The sequence below is a fragment of the Streptomyces sp. NPDC030798 genome (assembly GCF_055572275.1).
On sequence record NZ_JBVIDR010000004.1, the window covers coordinates 296,223 to 309,479 of the forward strand.

Annotated in this window: 13 protein-coding genes; 3 read left to right on the forward strand and 10 right to left on the reverse strand. The window is 74.1% G+C overall.

What is annotated here, in order from left to right; genetic code table 11:
• Positions 1–5: 5 nt before the first annotated feature.
• Together ACZ404_RS11950 and ACZ404_RS11955 are read right to left on the reverse strand one after the other, a co-directional pair.
• Positions 6–1,400, reverse strand: a complete 1,395-nt coding sequence (locus ACZ404_RS11950) for an FAD-dependent oxidoreductase (protein WP_468438618.1) — start codon at positions 1,398–1,400, stop codon at positions 6–8.
• 467 nt (positions 1,401–1,867) lie between these two features.
• On the reverse strand, positions 1,868–2,833 hold the full coding sequence (locus ACZ404_RS11955; RefSeq protein WP_468438620.1) for a DUF4349 domain-containing protein: 966 nt from the start codon (positions 2,831–2,833) through the stop codon (positions 1,868–1,870).
• Positions 2,834–2,996: 163 nt separating this feature from the next.
• Here ACZ404_RS11955 and hemG point away from each other — a divergent pair, with 163 nt between their 5' ends.
• A complete protein-coding gene (gene hemG, locus ACZ404_RS11960; RefSeq protein ID WP_468438622.1) occupies positions 2,997–4,496 on the forward strand; it encodes a protoporphyrinogen oxidase in 1,500 nt (499 codons plus the stop codon).
• 5 nt (positions 4,497–4,501) lie between these two features.
• The gene (gene hemQ / locus ACZ404_RS11965; protein WP_468438624.1) at positions 4,502–5,233 is read left to right on the forward strand and encodes a hydrogen peroxide-dependent heme synthase; all 732 of its coding nucleotides are present in this window, start codon (positions 4,502–4,504) and stop codon (positions 5,231–5,233) included.
• 63 nt (positions 5,234–5,296) lie between these two features.
• Here hemQ and ACZ404_RS11970 read toward each other — a convergent pair whose 3' ends face one another.
• From ACZ404_RS11970 to ACZ404_RS11990, 5 genes are all read right to left on the reverse strand, one after another.
• The gene (locus tag ACZ404_RS11970) at positions 5,297–6,952 is read right to left on the reverse strand and encodes an alpha/beta hydrolase (protein ID WP_468438626.1); all 1,656 of its coding nucleotides are present in this window, start codon (positions 6,950–6,952) and stop codon (positions 5,297–5,299) included.
• 145 nt (positions 6,953–7,097) lie between these two features.
• Positions 7,098–7,883 carry a TIGR04222 domain-containing membrane protein gene (locus ACZ404_RS11975; RefSeq protein WP_468438628.1) on the reverse strand — a complete coding sequence of 262 codons (786 nt, stop codon included), beginning with the start codon at positions 7,881–7,883 and terminating at the stop codon, positions 7,098–7,100.
• Between the two features lie 153 nt (positions 7,884–8,036).
• A complete protein-coding gene (locus ACZ404_RS11980) occupies positions 8,037–8,750 on the reverse strand; it encodes a DUF4142 domain-containing protein (protein WP_468438630.1) in 714 nt (237 codons plus the stop codon).
• A gap of 137 nt (positions 8,751–8,887) precedes the next feature.
• Positions 8,888–10,216: an MbnB/TglH/ChrH family RiPP precursor modification enzyme gene (locus ACZ404_RS11985; RefSeq protein ID WP_468438632.1), complete on the reverse strand. Its 1,329-nt coding sequence runs from the start codon at positions 10,214–10,216 to the stop codon at positions 8,888–8,890.
• A 98-nt stretch (positions 10,217–10,314) separates the two neighbouring features.
• Positions 10,315–10,764 (reverse strand): STAS domain-containing protein, encoded by a 450-nt coding sequence (locus ACZ404_RS11990; protein WP_468438634.1) that lies wholly within the window; start codon positions 10,762–10,764, stop codon positions 10,315–10,317.
• Positions 10,765–10,894: 130 nt separating this feature from the next.
• Between ACZ404_RS11990 and ACZ404_RS11995 the strand changes: the two genes are divergently transcribed.
• The gene (locus ACZ404_RS11995; RefSeq protein ID WP_468438636.1) at positions 10,895–11,251 is read left to right on the forward strand and encodes a helix-turn-helix transcriptional regulator; all 357 of its coding nucleotides are present in this window, start codon (positions 10,895–10,897) and stop codon (positions 11,249–11,251) included.
• Between the two features lie 28 nt (positions 11,252–11,279).
• On the opposite strand, the gene ACZ404_RS12000 is transcribed toward ACZ404_RS11995, so the two are convergent.
• From ACZ404_RS12000 to ACZ404_RS12010, 3 genes are all read right to left on the reverse strand, one after another.
• Positions 11,280–11,996: a peptidyl-tRNA hydrolase gene (locus ACZ404_RS12000; protein WP_468438638.1), complete on the reverse strand. Its 717-nt coding sequence runs from the start codon at positions 11,994–11,996 to the stop codon at positions 11,280–11,282.
• 159 nt (positions 11,997–12,155) lie between these two features.
• Positions 12,156–12,347 carry a hypothetical protein gene (locus ACZ404_RS12005; RefSeq protein WP_468438640.1) on the reverse strand — a complete coding sequence of 64 codons (192 nt, stop codon included), beginning with the start codon at positions 12,345–12,347 and terminating at the stop codon, positions 12,156–12,158.
• Positions 12,348–12,365: 18 nt separating this feature from the next.
• A complete protein-coding gene (locus tag ACZ404_RS12010) occupies positions 12,366–13,211 on the reverse strand; it encodes a polysaccharide deacetylase family protein (RefSeq protein WP_468438642.1) in 846 nt (281 codons plus the stop codon).
• Positions 13,212–13,257: the final 46 nt, after the last annotated feature.

The window sequence follows — 13,257 nt, forward strand, 5'->3', positions numbered from 1 at the left end:
GCCCCTCACGCCTGCCGGACCTTCGCCGCCGCCTTTCTCGCCGCCACCAGGACCGGGTCCCACACCGGCGAGAACGGCGGCGCGTAGCCCAGGTCCAGGGCCGTCATCTGCTCCACCGTCATCTGGGCGGTGAGGGCCACCGCGGCGATGTCCACGCGTTTGCCGGCGCCCTCCCTGCCGACGATCTGGACCCCGAGGAGGCGGCCGGTGCGGCGCTCGGCGAGCATCTTGACCGTCATGGGCGAGGCGCCGGGATAGTAGCCGGCGCGGCTGGTCGACTCGATGACGACCGTCTCGAACTGCAGACCCACCCGGCGTGCGTCCTTCTCCCGCAGGCCGGTGCGGGCGATCTCCAGATCGCAGACCTTGCTGACCGCCGTGCCGACCACGCCCGGGAAGGTGGCGTAGCCGCCGCCGACGTTGGTCCCGATGACCTGGCCGTGCTTGTTGGCGTGGGTGCCGAGCGGGACGTACTGCTCCTGGCCGGAGACCAGGTTCAGCACCTCGGCGCAGTCGCCGCCGGCCCAGATGTTCTCGTGGCCGCGCACCCGCTGCGCGAGGTCGGTGAGCAGGCCGCCGTGGGCACCGAGCGGGAGCCCCGCCGCCCGGGCGAGGGTGGTCTCGGGACGCACGCCGATGCCGAGGACGACGACGTCCGCCGGGTACTCGGCGTCCTCCGTGGCCACCGCGCGGACCCGGCCGTCCTCACCGGTCAGCAGCTTGGTCACCGCCGAGTCGTCGACCATGGTGATGCCGAGGCCCTCCATGGCCCGGTGCACCAGGCGGCCCATGTCCGGGTCGAGGGTCGACATGGGCTCCTTGCCGCGGTTGACGACGGTCACCTCGAAGCCGTGGTTGATCAGCGCCTCGGCCATCTCGACGCCGATGTACCCGGCCCCCACGACCACCGCACGGCGGCCACGCGCGCGTGCCAGCGTGTCCAGCAGGGTCTGGCCGTCGTCCAGGGTCTGCACCCCGTGCACTCCGGGGGCGTCCGCGCCGGGCATGTCCGGGCGGATCGGGCGGGCGCCGGTGGCGATGACGAGCTTGTCGTACGACGTCCACGACTCGGCACCGGAATCGACGTCACGCGCGCGTACCCGCTGCCCGGCCACGTCGATCTCCGTGACCTCGGTGCGCAGGCGCAGATCGATCCCCCGCGCGCGGTGCTCCTGCGGAGTGCGGGCGATCAAGTCGTCCCGCTCGGTCACCGCACCGCCCACCCAGTACGGGATCCCGCACGCCGAGAAGGAGGTGAAGTGGCCGCGCTCGAAGGCCACGATCTCCAGCTCCTCCGGTCCCCGCAACCGGCGTGCCTGCGACGCCGCGGACATCCCCGCGGCGTCCCCGCCGACCACGACCAGCCGCTCCGCCCCGCCCTGCCCACCACCGATACTCATGGGGAACACGCTACGGGCCGGGGCCACTTCATTCCTGACCGGGCCCGGGGAGTCTCGTGGCCGGGGGCGGGGAGGGGAGTCCTGAGGGGGGCTGGGGGGCGGCTCCGGTCGGGGCGGAGCGGAGCGCAGTCGCGGCCCCGCCCCCGGAGCACCGCTCCGCAGCCGCGGGCCGGGGACCGACGCGGACGGGCCCGGCGGCCGACCGGCCACGGGACTTCAGCCCGGCCGGCTCGGGCAAGAGGGGGCCGGTACCGGTCAGTTCGAGGCGGAGCGCAGCCCCGGCCGGGGTCCGGCGCCGAGCCGCTACCGGATCTCGGTACCGGGAGGGCCCGGCGGGGCATGGTCCGGCGTCGGCCGCTGCCGGAGCTCAGCTCCGGGGCGACGGGACCGGCTGCGACCCGGCCACAGGAGTTCAGCCCCGGCCGCGCCCGAGGGGGCCTGGTCCGGGGGCGGGCCGCCAGGGGATTTCAGTCCTCGTCCGGCTCCGGTGAGCTGGCAGACGGGACGGGGCGCGCATGGGGCAGGGGGCCCGTCGCGGTCATCGGCGCCGGGGCCGGCTGCGGGTGGCGCGGCAGGCGGGGGCGCAGGACCCGGGCCCACAACAGCGCCAGCACGGCCGCGAGCGCGGCGAACGGCAGCACGGCGCCGACGACCACGGCGATCCAGCGCAGCATCGCCAGGAACGCGTGCCAGCCACCCGACAGCGCGTCCACGAAGCCGGGGGTGTCGTCACGGGCGGCGGCCTTGTGCACCGGCGTCTCGGACAGCGACAGGGTGATGGTCGCGAAGCTCGTGCGGTCCTTCAGGGACGCCTGCTGGGCGAGCAGCGCCTCCAGGTCCGCCTCACGGCTGCTCAGTTCCCCCTCCAGGCTGACGACGTCGCTCAGCTTGGTCGCCCGGTCCATCAGCTCGCGGATCCGGGCCACGCTGGCCCGCTGCGACCTGACCCGGCTGTCGACGTCCACGACCTGGTCGGTGACGTCCTCGGCCTTCGCCGTGCGCTCCACGAGCTTGCCGGTGCCCTGCAGACCGGTGAGAACCTCGTCGTAGTGGTCGCCGGGCACGCGCAGCACCACCCGGGTGTGCTCATGGCCGTCGCTGTCCCGGCTGGTGCTCTCGTCGCCGACGTACCCGCCCGCGCCCTCGGCGGTCCGGCGGGCCTCGTCCAGGGCCTTGGGCACGTCCTTGACCTGGACGGTCAGGGAGGCGGTACGGATGATCGCGCTCGTGTTCAGCTTCGGCGTCCTGCGGGCGGACTCGGCCCCGTCCGCCCGGGCGCCGCCGGCCCCCGTCTGCTGCGCCGCGTCGGGCGCGGCGGCCTTCGACGCGCCGCCCGAGTCACCCCCGGCGCTGCACCCGGTGAGCGCCAGAGAGGCGGCGAGCAGGACCCCGGCGAGGGCCGGTACGGGTCGTGCGATTCGTGGTGTGCGCATGGGCGGTACCCCCGAGGACGGTGAACTGTCGGATGACGTTTCTTCGACGGACCGGCGGCCGGAAACGTTGGACGGACGCGGTCCCGATGGGGTCCCGATGCGGTCACGGTCCGGACACCGGGGACGGCGGGGAGTGTCAGTGAGGTCTGAGAGAGTGGGGGACATGAGCGCAACGGGTACGAGCACGGGGCATGTCGTCGTCGTCGGAGCCGGTGTCGCGGGCCTGGCCGCCGCGCACCGGCTGGTGCGGCGCGGAGCGCGGGTGACCGTCCTCGAGGCCTCCGGGCGAGTGGGCGGCAAGCTGCTCCCGGGCGAGATCGCGGGCGTCCGCGTGGACCTCGGCGCCGAGTCGATGCTGGCCCGCCGGCCCGAGGCGGTGGCGCTCGCGCGCGAAGTGGGTCTCGACGGGCAGCTTCAGCCCCCGGCCACCGCGACGGCCTCCATCTGGACCCGCGGCGCCCTGCGTCCGATGCCCAAGGGCCATGTGATGGGCGTCCCGGGCACCGCAGCCGCCCTCGCCGGCGTCCTGTCCGACGAGGGGCTCGCCCGGATCGAGCGCGACGCCGAACTGCCCCGCACGGAGGTCGGCGACGACGTGGCGGTGGGGGAGTACGTGGCGGCGCGGCTGGGCCGCGAGGTCGTCGACCGGCTCGTCGAGCCCCTGCTGGGCGGGGTGTACGCCGGCGACGCGTACCGGATCTCGATGCGCTCGGCCGTCCCCCAGCTCTTCCAGGCCGCCCGCACCCACGACTCCCTCACGGCGGCCGTCCGCGACATCCAGGCCCGGGCCGCCGCCCAGCAGCAGACCGGCCCGGTGTTCATGGGCATCGAGGGCGGCGTGGGCCGGCTGCCGCTCGCGGTCGCCGAGTCGGTCCGGGCGCACGGCGGCGAGATCGTCACCGACGCCCCGGTGACGGAGCTGCGAAGGGTCGCACCGCCGGAGTCCGCCGGCGCGGGCGGCAGCGCCGCCGGAGCGGGGGCCGCGGGCTGGCGCGTGGTCGCCGGCGAGCGGGTGCTGCACGCCGACGCGGTGATCGTCGCCGTCCCCGCGCCCGTCGCCGCGGAGCTGCTGCGCGCCGAGGCGCCGGCCGCCGCGGCCGAACTGGCCGAGGTCGAGTACGCCTCCATGGCCCTGGTCACCCTCGCCTACCGGCGCTCCGGCCTCGATCTGCCCGAGGGCAGCGGATTCCTCGTCCCGCCCATCGACGGCCGCACCATCAAGGCGTCCACCTTCGCCTCCCGGAAGTGGGGCTGGATCGCCGAGGAGGACCCGGACGTGGTGGTGCTGCGCACCTCCGTAGGGCGCCACGGCGAGACGGAGATCCTCGGCCGCGAGGACGCCGAACTGGTCGACGTCTCCCGGCAGGACCTGCGCGACGCCGTCGGGCTGGACGCCGTACCCCTGCGCACGCGCGTGACCCGCTGGACCAACGGGCTGCCGCAGTACCCGGTGGGCCACCACGCGCGCGTGGCCCGCATCCGCGAGCACGTGGCCAAGCTGCCCGGCCTCGCGGTGTGCGGCGCGCCGTACGACGGCGTCGGCATCCCGGCCTGCATCGCGAGCGCCCACGCCGCCGTCGACCAGCTCGGCGGCGACCTGACCGGTGTGGCGGAGCTGACGGCCCACCCGGTGCAGAGCCTGCACGGCGGAGCGGGAGAATAGGGACCATGAGTGACGATGCCCCCACCACCGAGTCCGGCAGGATCCCGAACAAGGGCAAGCTGGCCAAGGACCTCAACGAGGTCATCCGCTACACCCTGTGGTCCGTCTTCAAGCTGAAGGACGCGCTCCCCGAGAACCGCGCGGGGTACGCCGACGAGGTGCAGGAGCTGTTCGACCAGCTCGCCGCGAAGGACGTGACCGTCCGCGGCACCTACGACCTCTCCGGCATGCGCGCCGACGCCGACCTCATGATCTGGTGGCACGCGGAGACCAGCGACCAGCTCCAGGAGGCGTACAACCTCTTCCGCCGCACGAAGCTCGGCCGCGCGCTGGAGCCGGTCTGGTCGAACATGGCGCTGCACCGCCCCGCCGAGTTCAACCGCTCGCACATCCCGGCGTTCCTCGCCGACGAGACGCCCCGCAACTACGTGAGCGTCTACCCCTTCGTGCGCTCCTACGAGTGGTACCTGCTGGCCGACGAGGACCGCCGCCGCATGCTCGCCGACCACGGAAAGATGGCCCGCGGCTACCCGGACGTGCGCGCCAACACGGTCGCCTCCTTCTCGCTCGGCGACTACGAGTGGATCCTCGCCTTCGAGGCCGACGAGCTGCACCGCATTGTCGACCTCATGCGCCACCTGCGCGGCTCCGAGGCCCGCCGGCACGTCCGCGAGGAGATCCCCTTCTTCACCGGCCGCCGCAAGCCCGTGGCCGACCTGGTGGCCGGGCTCGCCTAGGACCTGTCCGGCGGATCGGGCCGGCTTCGAGCAACGCCGGCATGTCTGCGCCGGACACGTCCGCTAGGCGGCCTTGCCCTTGAGGGCGTCGCGCAGGGCCTCCCGGTCCGCCGGGCCGGCGGCCGGGGCGTCCGGCTGGGGTTCCGGGTGCGGTGCGCAGGCCGCGTGCCGCTCCGGAAGGCGGCCCTCCAGCAGATAGGCGTCCAGGTGGGCGTTGATGCACGGGTTGGGGCCGCCCCCGATGCCGTGCGTGCCCGCGTCCCGCTCGGTCACCAGCACCGAGCCGGACAGCCGCCGGTTCATCTCCAGCGCCCCCGCGTACGGCGTGGCCGCGTCCCGCTCGGCCGCCAGGATCAGCACCGGCGGCAGCTCACCGGGACCGGTCCGCACGTCCAGCGGCTGCTGCCGGGGCGCCGGCCAGTAGGCGCACGGCAGGTTCATCCACGCGTTGTCCCACGTCTCGAACGGCGCCACCCGCGCGAGCCGGGTGTTGTCCCGGTCCCACACCTTCCAGTCCGTCGGCCAGGGCGCGTCGTTGCACTCGACGGCCGTGTACACCGCGTTGCCGTTCTCCGCCTGGACGGCCGTCTCCGCGCTCGGTGCGGCCAGCCGCACCAGCGGCTTGGCGTCGCCCCGCAGATACGCCGAGAGCGCGGCGGCCCGGCTCGGCCAGAAGTCGTCGTCGTACCCGGCGGTGAGGAACGCCGACTGCAGCTGCCCCGGGCCCACCGTGCCGCCCGCCGCCTTCGCGGCCAGCCGGCCGCGCGCCGTGTCGTAGCTGCGCTGCACCTGCCCCGGGGTGCGGCCGAGGCGGTACACGTCGTCGTGCCGGGCGATCCAGTCGCGGAAGTCCGCCCAGCGGTCCTCGAACGCCGCCGACTGCTCCAGGTTGTTGCCGTACCAGATCTTCTGCGGGTCCGGGTCGACCGCCGAGTCCAGCACCATCCGCCGCAGATGCGCGGGGAACAGCGTCGCGTACACCGCGCCGAAGTAGGTGCCGTACGACGCCCCCATGAACGTCAGCCGGTTCTCGCCCAGCGCCGCCCGCAGCACGTCCAGGTCCCGGGCGTTGTTGAGCGAGGTGAAGAACCTCAGCCTGCTGCCCGACCGTTCCGCACAGCCGCGCGCGTACGTCTTCGCCTCGGCGATGCGCTCGCGCTTGTACTCCTCGGAGGGGTGCGTCGGCGACTCGGTGGGCGCCTGGACGAACCGCTCGGGGTCCATGCACGACAGCGGCGCCGAACGGCCCACTCCGCGCGGGGCGTAGCCGACCAGGTCGTAGGCGGCGGCGATGCGCTTCCACGCGGGTTGCTCGGCGACGAGCGGGAAGCGCATCCCGGAGCCCCCGGGGCCGCCGGGGTTGTACACGAGGGCGCCCTGCCGGGGCACCTTGCGCTTGCTGTTGTGCGGGTCCTTCTGGGTGGCCCGCACCCGGCTGACGGTCAGTTCGATCTGCGTGCCGTAGGGATGCGCGTAGTCCAGCGGGACCTTCACCGTGCCGCACCGCATGCCGGCCGGCGCGTCCCGGATCGCCGTGCACGCCCCGAAGCCGATGCCGGCCGCCCGGGCCCGTGCGGCCGCCACCGCCGTACCGCGCAGCTCCGCCGCGCCCGGGGCGGCCGATGCCGCCGGACCGCCGGGGGCGCCGCCCGCCGGGGCCGCGGCCAGGGCGGTCAGGAGCAAGGACCCGACGGCCGAGTACAGGGCGGCAGCTCTCATCGCGTATCCCTTCGTGCGCGGCGGCGCTGGCACGGCTGCCACGCCCGGCGATCACAGAAGGGATGTTTCGTACGCCCCGGGAGGAAGGCAAGCACCGCCCGGCGGTGTCGCCGTCAATGCCCCCAATGCGCCCCCCGGTGCGGCCTCACTCCTGCCAGGGCTGGTCGCGGTGCGTGAAGGCCGCGCGCAGCTCCGGCTCGCCGATCGCCCGGATGCCCCGGACGGCGACGGAGGTGAGGAAGGACCGCTCGTCGCCCTCGCCGGTCCGCCTCCGGTGCAGCGCCCCCAGCAGCCGCTGCCCGGCCGGGGACGCCCAGCGCGAGTACGGGTGCACCTCGGCCCGGGCGATGACCAGGCAGCTCAGGCTGAGGGTGAGCGGCAGCGCGAACCACAGGGCGACCAGCAGGCGCGGCATCCCGGTCGGGGCCGGCAGCAGCAGCGCGGTCAGGCCCAGCACGCCCACGGCCGCCGCGGCCGCCCGCACCTGGCGGACCCCGTCCGCCACCGTCGTCCGCGCCCCGTCGGGTACCGCGAGCCCCGCGCGCACCAGCCCGTCCGCGAGCCGCCGTACCGGCTCCGTGCCGGCCGCCGCGGCCCGCACCGGGGCGATCCGGGACTGCCCCTGCGGACCTATGGCCCCTATGACCGACTGCTCCATCTCGTCCCGGCCACGCGGATCCACCACCGTGGCCCACCCGGTGTGCGCGAGCAGCAGCCGCCGCTGCCGGGCCATGGAGATCATCGTCACATCGGCGACCCGCCGGGGACCGCCGGACAGGAACGCCGCCTCGTACAGCGTCAGATCGTGCTCCCGGTCCGGGGCGGCGCCGTCGGTGTCGGCGGCCGCGGCGCGTACGGCGGCCAGGCACAGCCGAGTGCACGCGGTGCCGGCGAACGCCCAGGCCAGGAGCAGCAGAAGGACCCAGAACATGACGTGTTTCTATGCCAGTGGCGAGGGAAACGCCATGCCCTGTCCGTGATCCGGACCGACCGTTGGCGGTCTGTGACGTTCCGTTTTTCCCGCAGGTCAGCGGGTGCCGGACGGGGGCGGGCTGGACTCGGCGGCCGGCAGCGCGTACGTCGCCTACGGCGAGGGCTCGACCGGGACCGCGGAGGCCGGGTCGACCGCGGGCGGTGTCGGTACGGCGGACGGAGAGGCGGCCAGGTCCCGGCTCAGAGCGGAGAAGTCGACGTATCCCGTCGCCTCCAGCACCTTGATGTGGTCCAGCACGGTGGTGTTGGCATCGTCGGCCAGATCCCGGACCAGCGAGTTCTGGGTGCCGGCGCGGACCTGGGCGACCAGGGAGAACACCCGGCCGTGGGCGAGCCGCAGGATGCCCGCGAACTGGCGGTCGAACTCCTGGCCGTGTGCCGACTCCAGGGTGGCCAGCCACTGCCGCTGCTGGGCGTTGGGCTCGTTGGGCAGGGGCAGACCGAGCTGGGTGGCGACGGTGCGGTCGTGGGCGTCGAGCGAGGTGTGCCCGTCGACGAGATGGCGGCCGGCGTCCCGTACGGCCTGGGTGGTGCCCTTCTTCTCCGCCAGTTCCCCGGCGGGCAGCTCCCAGAGACCGGCCAGGCGGACCTTGGTGACGAAGTCCCGGTCCTGCGCGGAGAGCGGGCCGTACGGCGTCGTCACGGTCTGGGCGCTGAGCACGCTCGCGCTGCTCGCGTCGGCCGACCGGTCGGTGTACGACAGGATCGGGAACAGCAGCGCCGCGGCGGTCGCCGCCAGGCCCGCGATGATCAGTCCGGTGCCGCTGAATATGCCTCGGCCCTCGATGGGGGGTCGCGGTCGCATGGTGCCTCCTGCACGCACGCGGGGGGTACACGTGCGGGCTTGGCATATTACTGGGGAGTCGTGAGCGACTCCGGCGCGCGGCCGCGGGCCCGGCCGGGGCGGGGTGGTGATGCGCGCCGCCCCCGCCGACGTTGCGGTCAGGCTCTGCGCAGCAGGACCTTGGCGCGGGCGGTGAGTCCCGGGGAGCGGGGAGCCGGCCCCGACCGGTCGAGCCACCAGGTGCGCAGCTGCCGGCGGGCGCGGGGGTCGGCCGGCCGGCCGAGCTTCAGCAGATGACCGGCGAAGTCCAGGGCGTCCCGCCGGTGTCCGCCGGTCATCGGGCGGGTGCGCGCGTACGCCAGAAAGGCCTCCCGGTAGCCCTCACCGAGGATCACCGGCAGCTCGGGCGCCACCTTGGCCACCACGCTCGCGCGCTTGGCGGCGAGGGCCCGGGCCTGCACCCCCATCCGGACCCGGTCGAAGCCCTCCGGCACCGGCGTCCCGGCCACCAGGGACGACAGCACGGCGGCCTGGGCGACCGCGACGCGCTGCCGGACCTCGTCCGGGACGGGCCCGGCGGAGGCGGCCGTGGCCGTACCGCGTGCAGCCGTAGGACCGGTAGCCGTAGGACTGGTAGCCGTACGACGTGTCCCGGCGGGCCGCCCGGAAGCCCCGGCCGCCGCCCGGATGGCGTCCAGCTCCCGCTCCAGTTCCCCGGGCTCGGGGAAGTTCTCGTCCCGTTCCAGCAGGACGCCGGGCGGCGCAACCCGGGACGCGAGGTCGGTCAGGATGTCCAGGACCGGGCGCGGGACGGGGTGGGCGTGGCTGTCGTGCCAGACGCCGTCCCGCTCGAAGCCGCCGGCGACATGGACGTAGGCGAGCGCCTCCAGGGGCAGCCCGGCCAGGGCCTCGGCCGGGTCCTCGCCCCGGTTGACGTGGTTGGTGTGCAGGTTGGCCACGTCGATGAGCAGCCGTACCCCCGTCCGCTCGACCAGCTCGGACAGGAACTGTGCCTCGGTCAGCTCCTCGCCCGGACAGGAGAACAGCGCGGCGATGTTCTCCAGGGCCAGCGGCACCGGCAGCGCCCGCTGGGCGGCCCGCACGTTCTCGCAGAGCACGTCGAGCGCGTCCCGGGTGCGGGGTACCGGCAGCAGATGACCGGCCTCCAGGCGCGGGGAGGCGGTGAGGGCGCCGCCCGCCCGGACGAACGCGATGTGCTCGGTGACCAGCGGGGCGCCCAGCGCCTCCGCCCGCTCGGCGAGCGCGGCGAGCCGGTCCTCGTCGGGCCGGTCCGCGCCGCCGAGGCCGAGGGAGACGCCGTGCGGGATCACGGTCACGCCCCTGTCCAGCAGCCGCAGCAGCGACTCGGGCAGGTGGCCGGGGCAGATGTTCTCCGCGACGACCTCCACCCAGTCGATGCCCGGCAGGTGCTCGACCGCGTCCGCGATCTCCGGCCGCCAGCCGATCCCCGTCCCCAGTCGCCGCATGGCTCCACCCCCTCGGTCGAATGTCGGGGGTATGGCCCCGGCGCCGGGCCGTGAATCCCCGGCGCCTCGCCTTCAGAGCAACATTTGAGGTTAGGCGGTCAGGCCGACCGGCTGGGCCGGGCCATGGCATGGTGCCGTTCGCCCTCTGGCGGACCCGGCGGTGCGAACAGCGCTCGGGCGCCGATCAGGTCGAGCAACCGGTCGACCGCCGGGCTGCCGGCCCGGACGACAACGGTCTTGCCCTGGTGCAGCGCGCTTTGCCGGACGTCCAGCAGGACGCTCAGGCCGGCGCAGTCGCAGAAGTCGAGCCTGCTCAGGTCCAGCTCGAGGCCGTCGACCGACCTGGCGAGCGCTTCCAGCAGATCGTTGCGCAGCTGTGTGCCGGAATCGAGGTCGAGTTCACCCCGGACCGTCACCCGGATCCGGCTTCCGGCCGACGCGTACGACGCGGTCGCGAGGCCGGGCGGCAGCAGCCTCCGGACGCCGCCGCGGCTCGCCGGGTGGCCGGGCGTCATGAGGGACGGGACCGGATGGGCATGGTCAGGCATGACTCGCTCCCTCATCGGCTCGGCGGTGTGTGCTCCCACGTTCCCCGAGGGCTTTGAAGTACGTCAACTGATACACGAAATGTAGTACGTGTTTTTGAGTGCGTGAACACGGGGTCGCTAAACTCGGAGCATGGATGGAGTGCCCGAGCCACACAGCGGATGGACGTTCCTCACGAACCACGCCCGCGTACTCGCAGCCATCGCGGACAATCAGAACGCCCGCATCCGCGACATCGCCGCTCACTGCCGGCTGACCGAGCGTGCTGTGCAGAAGATCATCGCGGACCTGGAACAGGACGGTTACCTCTCCCACACCCGGGAGGGGCGCGGCAACACCTACCGGATCGACCCGAGCAGGATCCTGCGCCATCCCGCCGAAGCGGGCCTGGGTCTCACGGTGGCGTCCCTCCTGTCCCTCCTCCTCCAGGACGAGGCCCACCGCTCCATCCCACCCACCCGCCCCGACCCGCAGCACGCGACCGCCTGACGGCGCCCGCGGGGCGGTCCCGGACCGCCTACCGCAGTGCAGGGTGGTCGGCGGCCACCGTGCAGGAACCCGGGGCGATCTCCGTGAATCCCGCGTCCCTGACCAGCGGCAGGCCGCTGTGCGTCAGGCGGGGCCAGTCGGTGGGGGTGGCGGTGCGTACCGTCAGGGGGAAGCCTGCCTCGCGCCAGGCGGTGCGGGCCTCGTCGGGCAGGGCCCACCAGGCCAGTTGGGCGGCGTGGCCCGCCTGGGCCATCGTCTTGCCGGCCGACATCGCCAGGTCCGGGTTCAGCCAGAGCACGGGCGCGGAGCGGTCGGGGGCGGCGGGCGGCTCCGGGTCGTCCAGTTCCGTGCCGGACACCTGCAGCTTGGCCAGGTCCTTCGGCCAGCCGTCCAGCGGGACCGGCGGGAAGATGCGTACCTCTGCGGACCTGCCCGTGACCGTGATGCCGGGCAGCGCCTCGGCCCGGCGCCACTCGGCGCCCCGGGCCCGCCGGACCACCTTGCGGATCCGGGCGTCCTCCCAGTCGCGCACCGCCTGCGCCCACTCCCCGTCACCGAGCGCCCGCTCGTCGCTGAGCAGGAGCAGTACGGCGCGGGCGGCGGTCTCCAGCGCGTCGGTGCGGGCGGGCGGCGCGCTCCGCTCGATCCGTACGACGAGGGGCAGCACGAACTGCGGTGCCACGTCGCGCGGGGTGCGCTCGGACCGGAACGGGCTGTCGGCGGGGGTGGCGGGAACCTGGGTCACGGAGACCAACCCTACGAGCCGGGCTCCGTTGCCGGACGCGGTGGTCCGTCGCGATCGACGGGAGGGTCGGGGGTGAGCCAGTGCTCCGACCCCCTGCGACAGGATCGTGATGCCGGTGCGTGCTCCGGGGCGGCTTCAGTCCCCGCGGCCGGGCACCGTTCAGCCCGAGCAGGCCGTCCGCTGGGCCTCCTGCCACTCGCAGGGCGGGCAGAGGGTGATGCCCTTGTACGACTCCGGGTACTCCGTCGGCTCCCGGCACAGCACGCACTCGGCGTACGGCGGACCGTCGGCCTTCGGGGGCCGGGCGGTGTCGACGATCATGCAGTAGGTCTCGTCGTCCTTCTCGCTCATACCTTCAGCGTAGGACGCTCACCGGTGGCCGCTCGTCTCGCCGATCAGCTCGGAGACCTTCACGAAGCGGTAGCCCCGCTTGCGCAGTTCCGGTACGACCGTGCGCACGACCTGTTCCGTCGTCGGGGCGGCGCTGCGGGTGCAGTGCATGACGACCACCGACCCCGGTTTCACCCCGTCCAGCACCTGCTTGACGACCGCGTCGGCGTCCGTGGCGAAGGCGTCCCCGCTGACCACGTCCCACTGGACGGCGGTGACCCCGACCCTGTGGAGCGCGCGCAGCGCCTGCTGGTCGTAACAACCGCCCGGGAAGCGGAAGTACGGCAGCGGCCGGGGCACGCCCGCCTTCCGCAGGGCCGCGTAGGCCCGCTCGACGTCCTGGCTCATCCGGTCGGCGCCGACGGTCGGCAGGCCGTAGCAGTCCGCGGTGAACGCGTAGTGACTGTAGGAGTGGTTGGCGACCTCGAACTGCGGGTCGTGGCCGAGGGAGCGGGCCTGGGCGGGGTACTGCTCGGCCCAGCGGCCGGTCATGAAGATGGTGGCCGGGATTTTCAGCGTGCGCAGGGCGCCGATGAGGTCGGGGTTGTCGAAGTGCTCCCCGGCGGCGGCGCGGGGCCCCTGGTCGGCGGTCATGTCGGCGTCGAAGGTGAGGGCGACGGTCTTGCCGAGGGTGCGCGGGCCGTGCGCGAAGACCGGGGTCAGGCCGCCCGGGCCGGGGGCGAGTACGGGCGGACGCGTGGGGGACGGGGAAGCGGTGGGCTTGGTGGGGGCGGGGCGCACCGCGCCCGGGCCCGAGGTACCGCAGGCGGTGAGAGCCGCGGCCAGGGCGCAGACGGCGGCGATACGGCGTACTGGTGGGATCACCGTACGAACGTAGGACCAGATGTCCGGTTGTATGTCCGTATGACCC

Excerpts from the sequence above, each read along its gene's own strand:
- ACZ404_RS11950 (WP_468438618.1), bottom strand. The coding sequence starts at position 1,400 with ATGAGTATCGGTGGTGGGCAGGGCGGGGCGGAGCGGCTGGTCGTGGTC.
- ACZ404_RS11955 (WP_468438620.1), bottom strand. The coding sequence starts at position 2,833 with ATGCGCACACCACGAATCGCACGACCCGTACCGGCCCTCGCCGGGGTC.
- hemG (WP_468438622.1), top strand. The coding sequence starts at position 2,997 with ATGAGCGCAACGGGTACGAGCACGGGGCATGTCGTCGTCGTCGGAGCC.
- hemQ (WP_468438624.1), top strand. The coding sequence starts at position 4,502 with ATGAGTGACGATGCCCCCACCACCGAGTCCGGCAGGATCCCGAACAAG.
- ACZ404_RS11970 (WP_468438626.1), bottom strand. The coding sequence starts at position 6,952 with ATGAGAGCTGCCGCCCTGTACTCGGCCGTCGGGTCCTTGCTCCTGACC.
- ACZ404_RS11975 (WP_468438628.1), bottom strand. The coding sequence starts at position 7,883 with ATGTTCTGGGTCCTTCTGCTGCTCCTGGCCTGGGCGTTCGCCGGCACC.
- ACZ404_RS11980 (WP_468438630.1), bottom strand. The coding sequence starts at position 8,750 with ATGCGACCGCGACCCCCCATCGAGGGCCGAGGCATATTCAGCGGCACC.
- ACZ404_RS11985 (WP_468438632.1), bottom strand. The coding sequence starts at position 10,216 with ATGCGGCGACTGGGGACGGGGATCGGCTGGCGGCCGGAGATCGCGGAC.
- ACZ404_RS11990 (WP_468438634.1), bottom strand. The coding sequence starts at position 10,764 with ATGCCTGACCATGCCCATCCGGTCCCGTCCCTCATGACGCCCGGCCAC.
- ACZ404_RS11995 (WP_468438636.1), top strand. The coding sequence starts at position 10,895 with ATGGATGGAGTGCCCGAGCCACACAGCGGATGGACGTTCCTCACGAAC.
- ACZ404_RS12005 (WP_468438640.1), bottom strand. The coding sequence starts at position 12,347 with ATGAGCGAGAAGGACGACGAGACCTACTGCATGATCGTCGACACCGCC.